The 19,101-nt window shown below is 74.3% G+C and carries 20 protein-coding genes and 1 pseudogene; 4 read left to right on the top strand and 17 right to left on the bottom strand.

The annotated features are described in order from the left end of the window. Genes egtD through egtA form a run of 4 tightly spaced genes read right to left on the bottom strand, consistent with a single transcriptional unit; the run spans position 1 to position 4,407 of the window. Positions 1–963, bottom strand: a complete 963-nt coding sequence (gene egtD / locus QHG49_RS04305; protein ID WP_301487274.1) for an L-histidine N(alpha)-methyltransferase — start codon at positions 961–963, stop codon at positions 1–3. After that, positions 960–1,739: an ergothioneine biosynthesis protein EgtC gene (gene egtC / locus QHG49_RS04300; protein WP_145484215.1), complete on the bottom strand. Its 780-nt coding sequence runs from the start codon at positions 1,737–1,739 to the stop codon at positions 960–962. Before egtC ends, egtD begins: the two co-directional genes overlap by 4 nt. Continuing rightward, on the bottom strand, positions 1,739–3,076 hold the full coding sequence (egtB, locus tag QHG49_RS04295; protein ID WP_159706981.1) for an ergothioneine biosynthesis protein EgtB: 1,338 nt from the start codon (positions 3,074–3,076) through the stop codon (positions 1,739–1,741). The genes egtC and egtB overlap by 1 nt, the downstream gene beginning before the upstream one ends. Further along, on the bottom strand, positions 3,073–4,407 hold the full coding sequence (gene egtA / locus QHG49_RS04290) for an ergothioneine biosynthesis glutamate--cysteine ligase EgtA (RefSeq protein WP_301487273.1): 1,335 nt from the start codon (positions 4,405–4,407) through the stop codon (positions 3,073–3,075). Before egtA ends, egtB begins: the two co-directional genes overlap by 4 nt. A 275-nt stretch (positions 4,408–4,682) precedes the next feature. Between egtA and QHG49_RS04285 the strand changes: the two genes are divergently transcribed. Then, a complete protein-coding gene (locus QHG49_RS04285; RefSeq protein ID WP_301487272.1) occupies positions 4,683–5,504 on the top strand; it encodes a TIGR02452 family protein in 822 nt (273 codons plus the stop codon). 87 nt (positions 5,505–5,591) lie between these two features. Here QHG49_RS04285 and QHG49_RS04280 read toward each other — a convergent pair whose 3' ends face one another. From QHG49_RS04280 to QHG49_RS04260, 5 genes are all read right to left on the bottom strand, one after another. After that, positions 5,592–6,044, bottom strand: coding sequence for a type II toxin-antitoxin system PemK/MazF family toxin (locus QHG49_RS04280; protein WP_159706987.1), 453 nt, complete (start codon positions 6,042–6,044; stop codon positions 5,592–5,594). A gap of 275 nt (positions 6,045–6,319) precedes the next feature. After that, on the bottom strand, positions 6,320–7,729 hold the full coding sequence (locus QHG49_RS04275) for an amidase (RefSeq protein ID WP_301487271.1): 1,410 nt from the start codon (positions 7,727–7,729) through the stop codon (positions 6,320–6,322). A gap of 94 nt (positions 7,730–7,823) precedes the next feature. Continuing rightward, the gene (locus QHG49_RS04270) at positions 7,824–8,783 is read right to left on the bottom strand and encodes an alpha/beta hydrolase (protein ID WP_301487270.1); all 960 of its coding nucleotides are present in this window, start codon (positions 8,781–8,783) and stop codon (positions 7,824–7,826) included. A 168-nt stretch (positions 8,784–8,951) separates the two neighbouring features. Then, positions 8,952–9,143 (bottom strand): hypothetical protein, encoded by a 192-nt coding sequence (locus QHG49_RS04265; RefSeq protein WP_236576560.1) that lies wholly within the window; start codon positions 9,141–9,143, stop codon positions 8,952–8,954. Positions 9,144–9,219: 76 nt separating this feature from the next. Continuing rightward, the gene (locus QHG49_RS04260; RefSeq protein ID WP_301487269.1) at positions 9,220–9,861 is read right to left on the bottom strand and encodes a TetR/AcrR family transcriptional regulator; all 642 of its coding nucleotides are present in this window, start codon (positions 9,859–9,861) and stop codon (positions 9,220–9,222) included. 84 nt (positions 9,862–9,945) lie between these two features. Here QHG49_RS04260 and QHG49_RS04255 point away from each other — a divergent pair, with 84 nt between their 5' ends. The 3 genes and pseudogenes from QHG49_RS04255 to QHG49_RS34010 all read left to right on the top strand — a co-directional run. Continuing rightward, on the top strand, positions 9,946–10,683 hold the full coding sequence (locus QHG49_RS04255) for an SDR family NAD(P)-dependent oxidoreductase (RefSeq protein WP_159706993.1): 738 nt from the start codon (positions 9,946–9,948) through the stop codon (positions 10,681–10,683). A gap of 165 nt (positions 10,684–10,848) precedes the next feature. Beyond that, complete coding sequence (locus QHG49_RS34015) at positions 10,849–10,953, top strand: hypothetical protein (RefSeq protein ID WP_370530423.1); 105 nt, start codon at positions 10,849–10,851, stop codon at positions 10,951–10,953. Between the two features lie 136 nt (positions 10,954–11,089). Further along, positions 11,090–11,218, top strand: a pseudogene (locus QHG49_RS34010) (division plane positioning ATPase MipZ); the annotation flags it as partial. Between the two features lie 168 nt (positions 11,219–11,386). On the opposite strand, the gene QHG49_RS04250 reads toward QHG49_RS34010, so the two are convergent. From QHG49_RS04250 to QHG49_RS04215, 8 genes are all read right to left on the bottom strand, one after another. Further along, positions 11,387–12,601 (bottom strand): pitrilysin family protein, encoded by a 1,215-nt coding sequence (locus tag QHG49_RS04250; RefSeq protein ID WP_301487268.1) that lies wholly within the window; start codon positions 12,599–12,601, stop codon positions 11,387–11,389. 400 nt (positions 12,602–13,001) lie between these two features. Next, on the bottom strand, positions 13,002–13,805 hold the full coding sequence (locus QHG49_RS04245; RefSeq protein ID WP_301487267.1) for an ABC transporter permease: 804 nt from the start codon (positions 13,803–13,805) through the stop codon (positions 13,002–13,004). Next, positions 13,802–14,623 carry an ABC transporter permease gene (locus tag QHG49_RS04240; protein ID WP_301487266.1) on the bottom strand — a complete coding sequence of 274 codons (822 nt, stop codon included), beginning with the start codon at positions 14,621–14,623 and terminating at the stop codon, positions 13,802–13,804. The genes QHG49_RS04245 and QHG49_RS04240 overlap by 4 nt, the downstream gene beginning before the upstream one ends. Further along, positions 14,620–15,651, bottom strand: coding sequence for an ABC transporter ATP-binding protein (locus QHG49_RS04235; RefSeq protein WP_301487265.1), 1,032 nt, complete (start codon positions 15,649–15,651; stop codon positions 14,620–14,622). Before QHG49_RS04235 ends, QHG49_RS04240 begins: the two co-directional genes overlap by 4 nt. Further along, positions 15,648–16,304, bottom strand: a complete 657-nt coding sequence (locus QHG49_RS04230; RefSeq protein WP_301487264.1) for a 2OG-Fe(II) oxygenase — start codon at positions 16,302–16,304, stop codon at positions 15,648–15,650. Before QHG49_RS04230 ends, QHG49_RS04235 begins: the two co-directional genes overlap by 4 nt. Beyond that, positions 16,301–16,918, bottom strand: a complete 618-nt coding sequence (locus QHG49_RS04225) for a 2OG-Fe(II) oxygenase (protein WP_301487263.1) — start codon at positions 16,916–16,918, stop codon at positions 16,301–16,303. Before QHG49_RS04225 ends, QHG49_RS04230 begins: the two co-directional genes overlap by 4 nt. Before the next feature lie 29 nt (positions 16,919–16,947). Then, on the bottom strand, positions 16,948–17,862 hold the full coding sequence (locus QHG49_RS04220) for an SDR family oxidoreductase (protein ID WP_301487262.1): 915 nt from the start codon (positions 17,860–17,862) through the stop codon (positions 16,948–16,950). Then, positions 17,859–19,085, bottom strand: a complete 1,227-nt coding sequence (locus QHG49_RS04215; RefSeq protein ID WP_301487261.1) for a hypothetical protein — start codon at positions 19,083–19,085, stop codon at positions 17,859–17,861. Before QHG49_RS04215 ends, QHG49_RS04220 begins: the two co-directional genes overlap by 4 nt. Positions 19,086–19,101 lie beyond the last annotated feature (16 nt).

Raw genomic sequence — 19,101 nt, 5'->3', positions numbered from 1 at the left:
TCACCGCGCCACGCTCAGCGACAGCGCGAACCGGTCCTGCTCATCGGTCCACCAATGGGTCAACCCGAGCCCGGCGGCGGCCAGTTCCCGGCTCACCCCGTCCTTGCGGAACTTCGCCGACACCTCGGTGCGCAGCTCCTCGCCCGGCGCGAACTCGACCGCGAGGCCCAGCGCGGGGACCTTCACCGTCTGGGCGGTGCGCGCGCGCAGACGCATCTCGATCCACTCGCGGCGGGCGTCCCACAGCGCCACGTGCTCGAAGGCGTCCGGGTCGAAGTCGGCGCCCAGTTCGCGGTTGACGACGTTCAGCACGTTCTTGTCGAACGCGGCCGTCACCCCGGCCGCGTCGTCGTACGCCCGCACCAGCACCTCCTCGTCCTTGACCAGGTCGGTGCCGAGCAGCAGGCCGTCGCCGGGTTCGAGCAGGGCGCGCACCGAGGCGAGGAACGCGGCGCGCTCGGCGGGCAGCAGATTGCCGATGGTGCCGCCGAGGAACGCCACCAGCCGGGGGCCCGGCGTGGCGGGCAGGTCGAGCGGCGCGGTGAAGTCGGCGATCAGCGCGTGCACGTCCAGGTCCGGGCGCTCCGCGATGAGCGCCCGCCCGGCCTGGGTGAGGGCGCTCTCGCTGACGTCGACCGGGACGTACGCGGCGAGCGAGGTGAGGGCGTCGAGCAGATAGCGGGTCTTCTCCGAGGATCCCGAGCCCAGCTCGACCAGCGTCCGGGCCCCGCTCGCGGCGGCGATCTCACCGGAGCGGGCGGCCAGGATCTCCCGCTCGGCCCGGGTGGGGTAGTACTCGGGCAACTCGGTGATCCGGTCGAAGAGTTCGCTGCCCCGGGCGTCGTAGAACCACTTCGGCGGCAGCCACTTGGGGTCGTCGGTCAGGCCGTGTTCGACATCGGCGCGCAGCGCGGCCTCCGTCGCGTCCTCGGGGAGGGTGCGGGTGACGTGCAGAGGGCTCACGTGCAGGGCTCCTTAGGGGGTACGGCGGCCGGTCGCGCCGCCGGGGCGAGCAGCACACCGGTGCTGTCCGCGGTGAGCACGGTGCGGTCGGGGACCTCCCGCCACAGCGGGTCGTCGTCGTAGGGCTCGGAGGCGACGACCGTGCCCCGGCCGGGCTCCGCGCGGTACCAGAGGCTGTCGCCCCAGGCGGTGGCCGCGATGGTGGTGCCGTCCGTCAGCAGCAGGTTCAGCCGGGAGGCGGGGGCGGCTCGTGCCACCTCGCGCACCGTCTCCGCGAGGGCCCGCTCCGGGCTCGCCCCGGTGCGCAGCCGGTGCAGCACCAGGGCCCAGACGAACGCCGAGTCGGTGCGCGCGGGCAGCGACAGCAGGTCCACCGGGGGCAGCGTGGTCACCAGGGGCGCCGCCGCGTCCGGCCAGCCCGCGACCGCCCCGTTGTGGCTGAACAGCCGGCGCCCCGCGGCGAACGGCGCCGCCGCGGCCTCGGCGTCCGCCCCCGCGAGGGTGGCGTCCCGTACGGCGGCGAGCACCGCGCCGGAGCGCACCACCCGGGCCAGATCGGTGAAGGACAAGTCGGCCCAGATCGGCCCGGCCCGCCGGTAACGGGCGGGCTCGGGATCACCGGGGGCGTACCAACCGACGCCGAAGCCATCGGCGTTGACCGTCCCGTACCGCTGCCGCCTGGGCGCCCACGACTGCCGGAACAGGCTGTGCGGGGGCTCCGTCAGCAGCCGTTCCAGTGGCAACTCCGGACCCACATAGGCGAGATGACGGCACATCAGGCGCTCTCCGAACGGGCGGTGCGGAAACCGGAGAAGATCTGCCGCCGGATCGGATAGTCCCAGTTGCGGAAGGTGCCCCGGCAGGCCACCGGGTCCACGGCGAACGAACCGCCGCGCAGCACCTTGTGCTCGGACCCGAAGAACACCTCCGAGTACTCCTTGTACGGGAACGCCCGGAACCCCGGGTACGGCAGGAAGTCGCTCGCCGTCCACTCCCACACGTCGCCGATCAACTGCCGTACCCCGAGCGGTGATTCCCCCGCCGGGTAGCTGCCGGCCGGGGCGGGGCCCAGGTGCCGCTGGCCGAGATTGGCGTGCTCGGGGCCCGGGTCGGCGTCGCCCCAGGGGTAGCGCCGGGAGCGGCCGGTGGCCGGGTCGTGCCGGGCGGCCTTCTCCCACTCCGCCTCGGTGGGCAGCCGGCGCCCGGCCCAGCGGGCGTACGCGTCGGCCTCGTACCAGCACACATGCAGCACCGGCTGGTCCGGCGGCACCACCTCGGTGGTGCCGAAGCGGCGGCGCAGCCAGCGCTCGCCCTCCCGGCGCCAGAACAGCGGCGCGTCGATGCCGCTCCGCCGGATGTGCGCCCAGCCCTCGGGCGCCCACCAGCGCTCGGTGTCGTAGCCGCCGTCCTCGATGAACGCCTGGTACGCCGCGTTCGTCACCGGGGTGGTGTCGATCCAGAACGGCGCCACCTCCCGTGGATGCGCCGGGCGTTCGTTGTCCAGCGCCCACGGTTCGGCCGAGGTGCCCATGGTGAACGGGCCACCGGGGACCAGGACTTCGGCCGGGCCCGTGAACGGCGGGCCCGGCTCCGGGTCCGGCGCGGTCAGCACCGCCGGACCCGTGCGCAGCTGATGGGTGATCAGCATCGTCTCGTCGTGCTGCTGTTCGTGCTGCGCGACCATCCCGAAGGCGAACCCGGCCTCGGTCAGCCGGGTGCCGCTCAGATCGGCGGACTCCAGTACGTCCATGACCCGGCCGCGCACCTCGGCCGCGTAGTGCCGGGCCTCCGCGGGCGGCAGCAGCGGCAGCGAGGGCCGCTCCGCGCGCGGATGCTCGAAGGCGTCGTACAGGCCGTCGATCTCGGGACGCATCGCCTCCCGTCCGCCGACCGTCCGCAGCAGCCACAGCTCCTCCTGGTTGCCGATGTGCGCGAGGTCCCACACCAGCGGGGACATCAACGGCGAGTGCTGCGCGGTGAGATCGGGTTCGTCCACGCACGTGGTCAGCAGGGTGGTGCGGTCCCGGGCGGTGGTGAGCGAGGCCAGCGCGCGCTCGCGCAGCGCCTCGGTGTCCGGCTCCGCGGTGGTGGCCTCGGCCTCGGGGGCGGTCATGAGGGGATGTCCTTCCTGCCCTGGGCGGCGGGGCCGCTCCCGGCCGGGCCGGTACGGATGCCGGGCAGCGCGTCCAGCAGATCGTCGGCCGGACAGCGGCCCCGGGCGACATAGCGCTCCAGGTACCCCGCAACGGCGTCCGTCACCTCGGCGCCGGCACCGAGCCGGGGCAGCGCGTCCAGCGCCGCCGCGAAACAGGCGGCGGCCGCCTCCCGCAGCTCCGGATCGGCGAGCCCGAGCCGGGCCGCGTCGCTCCACAGCGGATTGTGCGGGGCCGGCAGGTTCAGAGCCCGCTCGGCCAGGGGCTTCACACACCGGTAGGCGGTCTCGGCGGCCTGCGGATCGTCGAAGAGCGCCGCCGTCACCGCGAGCGGCACGATCCAGCCGTCCTCGCCCGGCTGCGCGTCGATCATCCGAAGCTCCAGATGGCCACGCGGTCTGACCGGCGGGAACAGGGTCGTCAGGTGGTAGTCGAGGTCCGCCCGGGTGGGCGGCCGGGGCCCCTGCCCGCGCGTCCACTCCCGGAAGGTCAGCCCCTCGGGCACCTCCCAGGGCCCGCCGTCCCGGCGCACGCACATCACCGGGGCGTCCAGCACATGCCGGGCCCACGCGGACCGCGGCTCCTCGTGCAGCGGCGGCGCGCCCGCCCGGTCGGCACCGATCCGCGCCCACATCAGCTGTCGGGTGGACAGCCAGCCGGTCGGCAGCCGGCCGATCAGCGGGGAGTTGGCGAACGCGGCCACCAGGACCGCGCCCAGCTGGTGCGCCAGCCACCAGCGCCGCCCGTGCCCCAGCGGGCCCGGCTCCTCGTGGCCCGCGTCCACGCAGACCTGCACGGAGGCGGAGGCGCGCATCATGTGCCGGCCGGCCGGTCCGGTGCGGTCCAGGCAGGTCTCCATCGCGTCGTAGCGCGGCTCGCGCAGGAACCGGTCCGGGACGTGGAAGGGATCATGGCCGAGACCGACGAGGGCGAGGCCCTGCGCGTCGAGGACGGCGCGGACGGCCGCGAGGTCGGCGGAGACGGTGCCGACGCACTCCATCAGGGAGGCGGCGGGCGGCGAACTCAGCTCCAGCTGGCCGCCGGGTTCGACGGTGAACGCCGAACCGAGGGGCAGGGCACGCACGGCGGCGTGGGCCGCGCGCAGTCGTTCGGGTGGCACGGGACGCTGCGGCAGGTCCCGCTCATGGATGAGCCACTCCAGCTCCACACCGAGGGTGCGGGGCGGGCCGTTCTTGAAGCAGATGCCCTGGACCAGGGCGTCCACCTCGGCCTCGGTGACGGCCGTACGGTGCCCCGTACAGTCGCCACCCTCGTCCGTCGCATCGGACATGTCGGGATCCTCCTGAGATTCCACCATGTCTGCGGTCCGGCGTTCGGTCGGCCGGCCCGGCACTCGTACCAGCCAAGACCCTCGTGCCGGATCGCACAAGAGCGCCCTCCCGGGCGTTCCCGACCGGTCGTCGTCGTGACCGCGTGCGTTCGCGGCGGATTCCGGGGCCGGGAAACTCCGTTGCACCGCCCCACCAGCATCACCCAGGATGACCGTATGAGCACAACGGGGGAGGCCGCGCGGGCCGCGGTCATGGCGTCCACGGGGGTGGCGCCATGAGCGCGCGTCTGCGCGGAATCGCCTCAGAGACGGAACAGATCGTGGCCGCGGGCCGCTACCGGGCCCCGGACGGCCGGGAGGTGCCCCTCGCGGACGCGACGGCCGCCGCCCGGACCGGCACCCGGACGTACGGCCCCGGGCCGGTTCCGGTGCCCTCGCCGCCCGGCCTGGACACGGTCGTCGAGGTGACCGGCGAGAGCAGCACGGAGGCGGCCCGGCGGCTGGCCGACGCGCCGGTCGCCGTCCTGAACTTCGCCTCGGCGAGAAATCCCGGCGGCGGCTGTCTGAACGGCGCCCAGGCCCAGGAAGAGGCCCTGTGCCGCGCCTCCGCGCTGTACACCTGCCTGCTGGAAGCCAGGGAGTTCTACGACCATCACCGCGCCGACCGGGATCCGCTCTACTCCGACCGGGTGATCCACAGCCCCGGCGTCCCCGTCTTCCGCGACGACCGGGGCCGGCTCCTCGCCGAGCCCTGCCAGGTGGGTTTCCTGACCGCCGCCGCGCCGAACGCGGGCGTCCTGCGGCGTACGGCACCCGGACGCGCCGCCGAGATCCCGGCCGCCCTCGCGACCCGCGCCGAGCGGGTCCTGGAGACCGCCGCGGCCCATGGGTACCGCAGGCTGGTGCTGGGCGCCTGGGGCTGCGGCGTCTTCCAGAACGATCCGGCGCAGGTCGCGGGCGCGTTCCGGAAGCTGCTCGGCGCCGGGGGCCGCTTCGAGCGGACGTTCGAGCAGATCGTGTTCGGGGTGCTGGACCGGACGCCCGGGACGACGGTCCGGGAAGCATTCGTACGAGCGTTCGCGTCGGCCGGGGTGTGAGGCGGGCGGGGCGGTCCCGGCCCGGCGTCGGCGCTCATGGGCGCCTGTCCCGGTGAGCCGGGGCCCGCCCCTCTCGCCCGTCGGCCGTCAGGTCCAGCCGTACCGCTCGCGCAGCCGCTGCCGGACCAGGTTGAACCGCATCCGGTCCAGGGCGCAGGCCTCGCGGCGCATGCCGTCCTCGTGGAGGCGCAGTACCCGGTCCACGTCCACCCAGGAGTCCCGGCCCGAGCGGTCCCAGGGGCCGCTGCCGACGGCCACCCACTCCCGGTCGCCGTCGTGCCGCTTGCTGGAGAGCTGCACGGCCAGGAAGGTGCCCGCCGCCTCGCGGGCGACGACCAGCACCGGGCGGTCCTTGCCCCGGCCGTCGTTCTCCTCGAACGGCACCCAGGTCCACACGATCTCGCCGGGGTCCGGGTCGCCGTCGTGGGCAGGGGAGTACTCGGTGCGCACCCGGCCGACCTCGCGCGGGTCGGCCTCGGCGGTGGCGTGCGGCCCGCGGCGGCCGGGGACGTTCTCATCGGTGTCGGTAAACGTGCTCACGGGGGCACCCTAGTGGCACGTCCCGCAGGGGTGACGGGCGCCTGTCGTATCCCGGTTGAGCCCTGTCCGGGTCGGTCCGGATATGGGCCGGGACGGTCCGTCGGCGGGCCGGGCGGTGACGCCCACACCGGGGCGGCGGTTGTGCGCGGTGAGACGGGCCAGGCGTCGCTCACCGGCGCCGATGCCGCGGGTGGAACCGGCGCGGCGGCAACACCAGGGCGCCCTCGGCGAGGCGACCGGCCGGGGCGCGTCCGGGGCGCCCGCGCCGAGCACTCTCACCCGGCCGGTTCCGGCGGCCACCGCTCGTGCCAGCGCAACTCCGCCTCCAACTGCGCCGCGAGCGACACCAGCAGCGGTTCGCTGCCCGCGGGCCCGAGCAGCTGCGCCCCCACCGGCAGCCCGTCCCCGGCGAACCCGGCGGGCACGTTGACCCCCGGCCAGCCCAGCACATTCCAGGGCCACGCATAGGGACACGCGCCGATCATCGCCCGGTCCGTGGCCGCCCCGCCGAGCCCGTACAGCGCGCCGATACGGGGCGGGGGCGCCGCCGTGGTCGGGGCGAGGATCACGTCGTACGACCGGAAGAAGGCGCCGATCCGCCGTTGCAGCGCCACCTCCGCGTGCCGGGCCGCCCGCAGCGGGGCCCCGCCGAGCAGCCGGCCGAGCCGGGCCGCGCCCCGGGTGCGGGCGTCGAGCAGCGCGGGGTCGGGGGCCTCGGCGACCAGTTCGGCGATCCCGGCGGTGGCGCGGGGCACGAAGGCCAGCCCGATCTGCCCGTACGGCGGGTCGTCCTCCGCCACCTCGTGCCCCAACGCGGCCAGCTGCCCGGCGAGTTCGGTGACCCGGGCGCGGATCTGCGGATGCAGCCGGGCCGGTACGGCGGTGAACGGCGGCTTCAGGGACAGCGCGATCCGCAGCCGGCCGGGGTCGCGGCCGACCGCGTCCGCCACCGTCAGCGCGGGCGGCCGGTGCACGTCCCGGGCGTGGCTGCCGCTCGCCGCGTCGAGCAGCAGGGCCGCGTCGGCGACCGTGCGGGCCAGCGTGCCGTTGACCGTGATCCCCTGGAACGGGTCGGGGCGCGGCCAGGTGGAGATGCGGCCGCGCTGCGGCTTGATGCCGATCAGCCGGGTCCAGGCGGCCGGTATGCGCACCGAACCGGCGCCGTCGGAGCCGAGCGCGGCCGGGACCAGGCCCGCCGCCACCGCGGCCGCCGAGCCGCCCGAGGAGCCGCCGGGGGTGTGCCCGGGGTGCCAGGGGTTGCGGGTGTCGCCGAAGGCCCGCCCCTCCGTGAACGGCCACTGCCCCAGCTCGCAGGTGTTCGTCTTGCCGACGATCACCGCACCGGCCGCGCGCAGCCGCCGCACCGCCTCCCCGTCCTCGGCCACCGGCGGGAAGTCCCCCGCGCAGCCGAACGCCGTCGGCTCACCCGCCACGTCCGTGTCGTCCTTCACCGCGACCGGCACCCCGAGCAGCGGCCGCCGCCCGCCCGCCGCCAACTCCCGGTCGGCGGCGTCCGCTTCGGCGAGCGCGGCCTCGGCGCGCACGACGCGGAAGGCGTTCAGCACCGGTGAGCTGGCCTCGATCCGGGCCAGGGTCCGCTGCACCAGCGTCCGGGAGGTCACCTCCCCGGCGGCGAGCGCACGGGCGGACTCGGCGAGACCGGGGGAGCGGTCGGGCGGTGTCATGGGCGAATACCTCCGGGAGGCTCCGGACACGGGTCTACCGAACGGTAACGTCAACAAGCCGGGCCGGGGAGGGGCTTCCGCCCGGGCTCCTGACTCAGCCCGCCAACAGCCGCCGCAGCCAGTCGAGTCGGGCGGCGCGTGCCGTGCGGGACAGGGCGGCCTTCGGGGCGAGGGTGTCGAAGCCGTGGAACGCGCCGGGCCAGACATGGAGTTCGGCCCGCCCACCGGCTGCCCAGAGGCGGGACGCGTGGGCGACCGTCTCGTCCCGGAAGGTCTCCGCCGAGCCGACGTCGAGATAGGCGGGGGGCAGCCCGGACAGGTCGGCGGCGCGGGCCGGGGCCGCGTACGCGGAGACGTCCGGGCCGCCCTTGTCCGCTCCCAGCAGGGCTGTCCAGGCCGTGTCGTTGGCCGTGCGGTCCCACAGGCCGCGGCCGGTCATCTGGCGGCTGGAGACGGTGTCGTTGCGGTCGTCCAGCATGGGGCTCATCAGCAACTGGCCGAGCGGGCAGGGCCCTTGCCGGTCCCGGGCGAGCAGCGCCGCGGCCGCCGCGAGACCGCCGCCCGCGCTGGCCCCCGCGACGACGATGCGACCCGGGGCGCCGCCGATCTCCGCCGTGTGCGCGGCGGTCCAGACGAGGCCCGCGTAGACGTCCTCGACCGGGGCCGGGTGCGGGTGTTCGGGGGCGAGCCGGTAGTCGACGGACACTACCACCGCGCCCAGCTCCCGCGCCCAGTCCAGCGGGACCTCCACCCCGGCCCGGTCGGTGCCGGCCATCATGCCGCCGCCGTGCACGTGGTAGAGCACCGGCAGCGGAGCGGTCGTCCCGCGCGGGCGGCAGACCAGCAGCGGGACCCCGGGGGCACCCGGCGGACCGGGCACCGCGTGCTCGCTCACCTCGAAGGTGCCGCCGAGGGTGAGGTCCGGTGCTGCCAGTGAGGTGCCGCGCCGGACGGCGTCGAGATCCTCCAGCCGGAACCCGGGCGCGGCCGCGTCCCCGAGCGACTCCAGGCACGCGGCCAGTTCCGGGTCGAACGGGGGCGGGACCAGGGACACGGCTTCCTCCTCGGGCGGCTGACACGATCATGGCCGTACGGCCATCGTCCGCATACCCCTGACCGGCCCCGGAAGTCGGACACGACGCGCCGCCGGACGCCCGGCTGCCGTAACGACGCCCCGGGGGAGGGGCGGAACGGTCCCCCGGATGAGTAGTTCCGATGCGGTTCAGCGGTCGTAGGCGATCAGTGATCTGGTGACGGGTGCGCCGATGGTCCGGTTGTGCCAGATGACGCAGGTCATCGCCAGGGTCCGCTGGGCCACGCCGTGGTTCGCCCATCCAGCCAGGTCGGAATACTTGACGGTCTCGCGGGAGCGGGCGCGTTCGACCGGGGTGGAGTCCACAGTCGTCATCGACATGCGCGTACCGTGCGGTCAACCCCGCGATCGGAACTACTCGCCCAGGCGGCCCTGGTGTCGCCGCGATGGCGCCGGGTTAGTTCTCGTGGACCGGACTGCGCCTGGTCGCGAGGCGTCTGCGGTTCTCGGGTATGGGCAGGACCGCCAGTGCGGTGTCTGCGATGTCCCGCAGTGTCTCCGGGGCCAGGCCGGCCTTGCCTACCGCCTCGATGCCGCGGACCACCGTCAGCAGCAGTGCCGCCAACCGCTCCGGATCCGCGGTGCTATCGATGTCGCCGTGGCGCTGGGCGGCGCTGATCTCCGTCCGCAGGAGGGCCAGCAGTGCCGTCATGGTCTCGGCCGACCGCCCGGCGACTGCCGGATCGTGCTGGGCCAGTTCCGCGGCGCCCTTGGCCAGCAGGCACCCGCGGTGTTCGGTGTCGGAGGCGGTGTTCTCCGCCATGAGGTGCACGTATCCCGACAGCCGGTCCAAGGCTTCTGCGTCCGGTCCGCCTGCCAGCCGCTCTTCGGCCACCTCGACGACTGCGGTGCACCAGTCGCCGAACACACGGTGGAACAGCTTGCTCTTGTCGCCGAACGCGCCGTACAGGCTGCCCTTGCCCAGGCCGGTCGCCCGGGCGATGTCGTCCATTCGGGTGCCGGCGTAGCCGGTCGCCCAGAACTGTTCGCGGGCCTGCTCCAGGACGTGGCCCTCGTCGAATGCGCGTGGTCTCGGCATGGTCTCAGCCTACCGGTTCTTGACTCGATCGTCCATAACGGTCTACGTTGTGGACGATCGATTCCATAACTGAAGGGGTTCGACATGACAGGCGTGCTGCAGGAGAAGGTGGCCGTGATCACCGGAGGGAGCAGCGGGATCGGGCTGGCCATCGCCCACCGCTTCGCCCGGGAAGGCGCACAGGTCTTCGTGACCGGCCGGGACATCGACCGCCTCGAAGCGGCGGTCAGGGAGATCGGACCTGCGGCCACCGGTGTACGGTCCGACGTCTCGGTCCTGGCCGACCTGGACGCTCTCTACGCGCGGGTCCGCGAAGAGGCCGGACGCATCGACGTACTGGTGGCCAACGCGGGAATCGTCGCGGACGCCGCGCTCGGTGCCCACACCGAGGCGAACGTCGACCTGACGCTCGCCGTCAACGTCAAGGGCCCGCTGTTCACCGTGCAGAAGGCGCTCCCGCTGCTGGCGGAGAACGCCTCCATTCTGGTCATCGGCTCCAGCAACAGCGTGCGGCCCAATGAGCAACTCGAGGTCTACAGCGCCTCGAAGGCGGCGCTGAGCAACCTCGTGCACAACTGGGCCCGGCAGTCCCGGGAGCGCCGGTTCCGGGTCAACGTGCTCAGCCCGGGACCCACGCGGACCCCGGCCCTGCTGAGCGCCGCGGGCCCGGACGCCGACCGGTTCGCCGAGGCCGTCGTGCCGCTGGGCCGGCTGGCCGACGCGGAGGAGATCGCCGCGGCCGCCCTCTTCCTGGCTTCGGACGCCTCGTCGTTCGTCACCGGCGCCGAACTCTTCGCCGACGGCGGCTACACCCGGGCCTGAATGACGGCCGGTGGCGCGCATCCGGAACCCGCGAAGCGATGGGGTGCACGCGCGTGCGTCGTACGAGGCGCCGTGCACCCGAAGCAGCGAATCGTAGCCGCGGCCTCTTTGTAGGATGTCGACCGCTGCTCCGCCTGCTGCTTCGGCAACGTCAATTCCCGCTGGATGCTCATCCATCGCGGTGAGGAGAGCGGGCGGCACGAGGGGCGTGCGGACATCGTGAAGGAACTGCTTGACGGGGCCAAGGGCTCCATCAGGTCTCTCCGGTAGTTCGCGACCGGAGCCAAAGTGGAATCGAGGCGACGGGGACGGCGCCATCGGCGTGAGGCCCGATCGCCGGCGGTTGGCCTCTCACGACCGGCGGGTCTCGGTCGTCGTCCCGGACACATTCCGGCCCGGCCCGCGCATGCCGCGTGTCCTCACCGTGGCGAACCAGGAAGGCGGCGCCGGGAAGGTCCTGACCGCCTTCGAGTCGGCCATGGCCTTGGTCGCACGCGGCCTGCGGGTGCGTCTGATCGACGCCGGCCCCCGGTCGGCCGCGCTCACCGCCTGGCTGATCGCGTGCTTCCCTGAGGGCAGCCGCCGCGGATCCTCCAGCAGTGCGGGCCGGGCCGCCGGGCCGGCCCGGCGGCCCGCGCCGCCGCGAGGTAGGCGGGGCGCACGGCGAACGACGGCGCGGGCGTTGCGGCGCCCGGTGAGGCGTTCACGCGGACTGGGGCTGGACCACGCAGACGAGCCCGGCGGTCAGCTCGGTCGCGGCGGTGACCACCTGCTCGGCCGTTACCGCGCGCAGGGCCTCGATCTCCGTCGCCGGGTCCCACGGTTCCTCGACCATGACGCGCTGCGAGGCCAACGCCATGGCCAGGTCCAGCGGGGCCTCGGACTCCAGCACGGTCTCGACGACGGCCTGGTGCACGGCGGTGGCGAGGGCTTCGTCGCCCGGGCCCTCGGCAGCGACGTGCCGCAGGATCTCCTGGAAGGCGTCGAGCAGGCGCGGCGCGTTACCGGGCTCGGCACCCGCCAGCATCCGCCAGGCGCCGGCGTCGCTGTAGTTGCGGGCCCAGGAGCGGAAGTCGTACGCCAGCGCCTCCTTGTTGCGCAGCCGGGCGTAGAGAAGCGAGGCAGGGCTGGCACCGAGCAGGTGGGCGAGCACGTTGTAGGCATGGCGGCGCGGGTCCCCGGCGCCGGGCGCGCGGCCTCCGGCCATCACCCAGGTGAAGTCCTCGGGCCAGGCAGTGACGGTGGCCGGCCGCACCGGGCCGGGTTCGGCCGCGGGGCGGGGCACCGGCTGCGCGGTCAGGGCGCCGAGGCCGGTGGCGTCCAGAGCACGGCGCAGCGCGTCGGGGTCGGTGCCGCCCACGGCGGCGAGGGCGACGGGGCTGGTGGCCAGTGCGTCGGCATGGGCGCCGCGGATGCCGTCCAGGGTGATCGCGCCGACGCTGGCGGGATCACCTGCCACCGGGGAGCCGAGCGGATGCCCGGCGAACAGGGCCGCGAGGAAGGCGTCCTGGACCGTGTCACTGGGATCGGCGACAGCTGCGGCGATCTCCTGGAGCACCACCCGCCGCTCGCTGTCCAGGCAGTCCTGGGTGAGCTGGAAGTCGAGCAGGGCGCGGGACATCCACTCCAGGGTCTGCGGCGCGTCCTCGGCGAGCACCTGGGCGTGGATCAGCAACGTCTCCGGGCCGGTGCGGGCGTTGACCGAGCCGCCCGCCATCTCCACCCGCTCGCACAGGGGCGCTCCACCGTCCAGCGGGCGGGCCATGACCAGGTGTTCGAAGAGGTGGGCGGTGCCTTCGGCGCCCGCAGGGTCGTGGCGGCCGCCGAAGCCGAGGGCCAGACAGAGGCTGGTGGTGCGGAGCCGGGGCTCGTGAGTCAGCAGGACCGGCACGTTACCGACCCTCAGTTGTTCGGTCACGGGAGTCTCCTGGTGGTGGCGGGGACGCGCGAGGCGGTAGGGCGTACGACGACATGAGGGCGGGGTGCCGCCAGGCTCGGCCTGGCGGCACCCCGTCGGTCACTCAGCGGCTCACTTGCCGGCGCGGACCTTGATCTTGTCGATGCGCGGACGCATGGCGGTGGCGTGGTTACGGATCATGGTGGATTCCTCCTCTCGATGTGCGGTGGCCCTCGGAAGACCTCAGGGGCGGGCGGACCGGTCCGCTCCCTTCGCGGCCCCGGCGGGCTGCGTGCGGACCGAAGCCCGCCGCGCAGTTCCCGCGGTCTTGACCGGCGGGGTTTCCCCGGCGCCGTGATTTATATCCAACATGAACGTGACTGGAGAGTCAATATCCCTTGTCACATTCAATTCACGAAAGTCAGATCGCGAATGCGATGCTGCCGTCGCGCCGCCCGCGCGCCGCCATGCCGCGCAGCAGCAGGAGCGCGGCGACCAGCCAGGCCGCGCCCACGGCCAGGCACAGCAGGGCGGCCCTGGCCACGGTCGCGGCGCCGCCGCCGTCCACCAGCGCCCGCAACGCGTCGAGTCCATGGGTCAACGGCATGGCCCAGGCCACCACCCGTACGGGCGGCGGCCAGAAGTCGACCGGGACTTCGACGCCGCAGACGGCCATCATCGACAGATAGGCGACGTTGGACGCGACATTGCGCCAGGAACTGGCTCCCAGTACGAGCGCGGCCAGCAGCAGTCCGAAGCAGTAGATGCCCACTGCGGTCGACGCGACCAGCAGCGCCGCCACCGCGGCCGTGGCCGGGGTCCAGTGGACGCCGAAAAAGGGCCCCAGGCCGAGCAGTGCCACCAGCGAGGTGCCGATGCCGCTCGGCAGCCACTGGAGGCTGCGGCCGACGAAGATCCAGGCCACGTCCGCGGGCGCGGCCACCAGCAACGGCAGCGTGCCCGCACGGCGTTCCCAGGCGCTGGAGGCGACGACCATCATCGCCTCGATCGCGCACAAGGCGAGCGAGTTGCCCAGGAAGAGGAACCGTTCGTGCGTTCCGCCCGAGAAGGTCCGCCCGGCCAGGGTGAAGAAGAGCACCTGGCACAGCATCCGCACCAGCCAGCCCAGGAGCCAGGTCGACCAGGTGTATGTGGCCCGCAGGTCGGCCGCGGCGTTGACGGCGCTGCACCGCACGATCCGCCACGCGGGCACCCGGGCACTCATGCGAGCCCCATGGTGCCCGCGGCGCGCACCCGCGCCAGGACGTTGCGCATCAGCCATGCGGCCGCGCCGAAGCCCACGAGCCCCAGCGCCAGCACCGCCAGCAGCCTGCCGGCCGGATCGGATACCGCCCGCTCGGCCAGCGAGTCCCGCAGCAGCCCGCCCGACCAGGTCAGGAACACCAGCCGACTGGCCGGGCGCAGCCACTGCGGGAGCGTGCTCACCGGGGTCAGCACTCCGCCCAGCAGGTATACGGGGTAGCTGAGCGAGTTCTGGAAGATCCGTGCCGAACGGCTGAGCACGAAGGCACACGCCATCGCCGTCGCCGTGCCCGTCATGGCGAACGCGGTGACCAGCAGGCTCGCGCAGAACGCCAACGGGTGCACGACCGTCACATGCGCGTCGAACACCCAACGGGCCACAGCCCAGGACTCGGCCAGGGAGAGCAGGCTCACCGCCGCCACAGCCGACAGGCGCGCCGCGACGACGGTGAACAGCGGCACCGGGGTGGCCACCACGGCCTCCAGCCGGCCCGCGGAACGGTCCTGGCCGATCAGGTCCCCCGCCGCGAACAGCATCATGCTCCACAGCGAGATCAGACCCGGCGCCAGCACCGCATAGGCGGTCAGCGAGTGGTCGCCGGACACCGCCGCGATGGACAGGAAGATCAGCGCGTACAGCGGCACGGTGAACAGCACCCGCAGATCGCCCACCGAGCGTCTGATCAGCAGGAGTTGCACCCGGAACGCCGCCGCGGCGGCCCGGGTGTCCCGCGCCGCCCGCCTCCTGGCCGCGCCCGGCGGTGTGACTGCCGCGCTCATCGCGACACCTCCATGCCGCGCCGCCCGATCAGCCGGAGGTAGACCTCCTCCAGGCCGGGCTGCGAGGTGGACAGCTCCCGCACCCCGGCGCCGACGAGCAGTTGCAGGACGGCGGAGGTGTCGCCGCCCGGGCCGACGCGCAGCACGGTGAGCCCCTGGGCGTCCGCGGGAACGACCTCGACGTCCGTGAGTCCCGTCAGCCGGGCCAGGACGCCGGGCGGCACGTCGCGCGCGACCACCCGCTCGCTCTCCGCCACCCATGCGCCCAGCTCGGCCGGGGTGGCGCTGGCGACGACCGTGCCCCGGTTGATCAGCGTGACCCGGTCGCAGATCGCCTCCGCCTCGCCCATGTCGTGCGTGGTCACCAGCACCGTGCGGCCCTCGGCGCGCAGCCCGGTCACCAGGTCGCGGAAACCGTGCGCGGAGACCGGGTCCATGCCCGCGGTCGGCTCGTCCAGGAGCACCACCTGCGGATCGTGCACCAGGCCCCGGGCCAGGTGCAGGCGCTGCTTCATCCCGCGCGAGAAACGCTCCACCCGGTCGTCGGCATGCGCGCCCAGCCCCAGCTGCTCCAGCAGTTCGGCGCTGCGGGTCGCCAGCCGGCGGCCCGACATGCCGTACAACGAGGCCCAGTAGACCAGGTTCTGCCGGGCGGTCAGCCGGTCGTAGAGTCCGCGCTCACCGCCGAAGACGATGCCGATGAGCGGGCGCACCGCCCCCGGGTCGGCGGCCACGTCGTGCCCGAGCACGTGCACGGAGCCCGAGCTGGGCAGCAGCACCGTGGAAAGGATCTTGCACAGGGTGGTCTTGCCGGCACCGTTCGGTCCGAGCAGTCCGTGCACCTCGCCCTCGGCGATGTCCAGGTCGATCCCCTGGAGGGCGACCCGCTCGCCGGTGTCGGCACCACGCCGCCGGCCTCCGGTGCGGAAGGTGCGGCGCAGCGCGCGCACCGACACGGCCGCACCGGGGGAAGGAGCGACCGCGCCGCCCCCGGCCGGGTCGGTGCCCGGGGTGGTGGCCCGCGTCATCGCCCGCCCTCCGTCGGCTCGGGCCGCACGAAGTGCAACAGCAGGGTGAGCCGGTCCGGAGCACCGGGCGCCACCGGGGTGACGCAGTGCCAGGAATTCGCCGAGGGCCGCATCAGCACCGAGGTGCCGAGCAGCGGTCGTACCTCGGCCGCCACGTCCTCCGGGTCGGCTGAGCGCAGCACCCGCAGCGCGCCCGCCCATTCGGGCGGCCAGACCGGGTTGAAGTACCAGATCTGGGTGACCGCCTTGTCCGCCCGGTCCGTGTGCGGGTCGATCCAGCCCTGCTGTGCGTACCGGACGGCGCGCAGGTGCGCGGTACAGCCGTTCAGGTCGGTGTCCATCGTCCGCGCGACCCACGCCCGGTAGTCGTCGCCGAGCAGCGTCGCCACCAGGCTGCGCCACTGCGGCGCCAGCCCGCGCACCTCGGGGGCGGGCTCGCCGCGGTCGGCCAGGGTGAGGTTGTAGGTGCTGTAGCCCTTGCCGGTGGCGGCGTCCCCGGCGCGCAGGGTGTATCCGCCGGCCGGGAAGTGCGCGGCCAGGTCCGCGGCGGCGCCCTGGTCCCCGAAGCACTCGTGCAGCACCGCCCACGGATAGGGGTCCTGCTGGACCGTGCGGTGGCCCGGCGTCTGGAGGTCGATCACGCCCGCGTTCACGCCCACAGCTCCACCTGGATGGTCCAGCGCAGCCGGCCGACGTCGGCGCGGACCGGCTCCACGGCGTGCCAGGAGTGCTCGGACCGGGCGAAGACCACCGAGCGCGGCGCCTCGGGGGGCAGCGTGGCGTGCGGGGTGCCGCCGCTGCCGGAGGTGTGCACCTCGAAGGCGCCGCCGTCGTCCGGGCCCCAGGCTTCGTTGAGGTAGATGACGTGGCTGGCGAGCTTGCCGGACTTGTCGGTGTGGCAGCTGACATGGTCGTCGGTCCCGAAGACGAACAGCCCGATCTCGGCGTGCCTCGCGGTGACGGGCACCTCGACGGCGCGCTGGACCCAGTCCAGGTAGGCGGGGGTGCGCAGGGCGTCGACGAGGTCGCGCCAGACCGGGTCCAGCCGGTCCAGCACCGCGCAGTCCGCGCCCCCCCGCACCAGCGGCAGCACCTGCATGGCGTAGGCCTTGTCGCCGCCCGCGGCACGCTCCTTGCGGTCGAACAGGTCCGTCGCGGGCAGCGCGCCGCGCAGTCGCTCCAGCAGGGGGAGGGGCAGCAGGCCGTCGGCCTGGGCCCAGATGTAGGGCGTCCGGTGCGCCGTGACGGGAGCGTCGAGGTCGAGCATGGTCTCCTCCGTGCGATGGGGTTCGGGGGTCACAGCCGGGCTGCCTCGGGCAGCGGCCGGCCGGAGCGGTGCGGGCGGTCGGGCGGCGGCGGTGCTTCGGGAGCCTGTGGGCCGAGCAGCAGGCGGGGCACGGCGTGCCCGGTGACCGGGTCGGCGGGGCCACGCAGCAGATGCGCTTCGAGGAACCGCCGGGCGGGGTGTTCGGGCCGGTTGACGAGCTGCCAGATGTGAGCGGCGACCACGGCGGGGTCCATGAAGGCGTCCAGCTCCTCCGGTGTCAGACCGAGGACATCGTGGAAGCCGGGCGTCGCCATGGCGCCGGGCTGGATCAGGGTGACGCGGTTGCGCGGGTCGGCGCGCAGCAGTTCGGGCGTGAGCGCCCGGGTGAACGCGGCCTGGGCCGCCTTGAGCCCGCAGTACAGGCTCTGTTCCTCGCGGGCGCGCCAGGAGGACGCCGAGGCGACGGTGACCAGGTGCAGCGGCTGCGGCGGCGAGGGCTGCCGCAGCCGGTCGGCGAGAAGGCGGCGCAGCAGCCGCACGGGCCCCTGCCACAGCAGCGCGGTGAGGCGGTCGGCGTCCTCGGCCGCGGTCTCGGCGAGCGGCTGTTTCCGGAACTCCCCGGCGACCCAGAACAGGTACAGCGGGCCGGGCCCGCGCAGTTCGGCCAGGTCGACGGCGTCGACGGCCGCAGGGTCGGTGAGGTCCAGCGCCCGGGCGCGGAGCGGCTGTGCCCGGGCCGCGGGCACAGCCGCTGCGGTCACCTCCGCCGCGAGCGTCTCCGCCTCGGGCACCTCCGCCGCAGGCGCCTCGGCCGGGGCCGCGGAACGGCCGTAGACGACGACGCCGCAGTCGTGCCGCATTGCCTCGCGAGCCAGTTCACGGCCGAGCCCCCGAGTGCCGCCGAGCACCGCGGCGATCCCACGCGGCCCCTTTGCACCGCTCATCGGCGGGCCCGCTGGAGCGCCTCGGTCACCTCGGCCCAGAACCGGGGCACGTCGTCGAGCATGTCCCGCCCGTACCGCGCCCGGACCACGGGCATGGCGTCCAGCGCCGCCCCGACACCTACCGCGCCGTTGCCGGCCGTTGCCGGCCGCGGCACCAGCCCCAGGAAGTCGGTGACATGCTTGAGCTGCCGGATGTTCGCGTCGAAGTCGCTGCGCCAGCGCAGGTCGCCGGGCTCCTCGACGGTGATCTCCCAGCCCTTCCGGTCACGTTCGGCGACCGGGACGACCACGCCGCGCGGGCGCACCGCCGCCGCGCCGCCGATCCGGGCGACCTCCAGGAACTCGTCGATGTCGCAGTAGACCCGCACCCGGTCGGCCCGGGACCAGGGGCGGTCGGCGTCCACGTCGAGCGGGCCGATCGGCTGGTCGTAGCGGCGCAGCCGGGCCTCTTCGAACCGCCGCCGGGCCGGGTGCCCGCTGAGCGTGGCCACGCTGAGGCCGATGCGGTTGGACCAGCCGCTCATCCGGGGCGCCCCGTCGGCACCGGCCCAGGCGAAGACCAGGTCGTCGGAGACGAAGTCCCAGCCCGCGCGGGTGGCGACGAGGAACATCAGCGAGGACTTGCCGCTGCCGCTGGGTCCGACGACCACGATGCCCTCCCCGTCCCTGGCCACGGCCGAGCCGTGGAAGACGGGCAGCCCGGCGGCCGTCAGCTGGGCGCCGACCAGGAACTTCACCGTTCGGGCCACGGCGCGCAGCGCGCCCGGTGAGCCGTCGGGCAACGCGAGGTCGACCTCGCCCGTGCCGGGGTGTGCGGTGAGCAGCAGCTCGGTGGCGTCCTCCTCGGCGAGTTGCAGCACCGTCACCACCTCGGGCGTGCGGGCCAGGACGACCTGGCGGGTGCCGTCGAGCAGCAGGGTCGGCATGCGCTCCAGGCCGTGGACGGTGGCCGCGGTGGGCTCCTCGGAGCCCCGTAGGCGCACGGTCAGCCGGAGCACACCGGCGGGGGCACCGGCGCCGGAATCGGTCGTGGCGAAGGCGGGTCCGAGAACGCGCGGGAGCAACTCCCGCACATCCGGGACACGGGAGTCGACGTGCAGGGCGGCGAAGGCGTAGCCGAGTGTGAAGGACTCGGAGCGCGGCGCGGCGCACGGCGCGGGCGGGGCCCCGGGAGCGGTCGGGCCCGGGACGGTGGCCGAGGGCGAATCGGTGGCTGACGGCAAGGCAGGCTCCAGTACG

Source organism: Streptomyces sp. WP-1 (assembly GCF_030450125.1).
Classification (GTDB): domain Bacteria; phylum Actinomycetota; class Actinomycetes; order Streptomycetales; family Streptomycetaceae; genus Streptomyces; species Streptomyces incarnatus.
The sequence above is the reverse complement of the archived record's forward strand: the minus strand, read 5'-3'. Positions and strand labels throughout refer to the sequence as shown.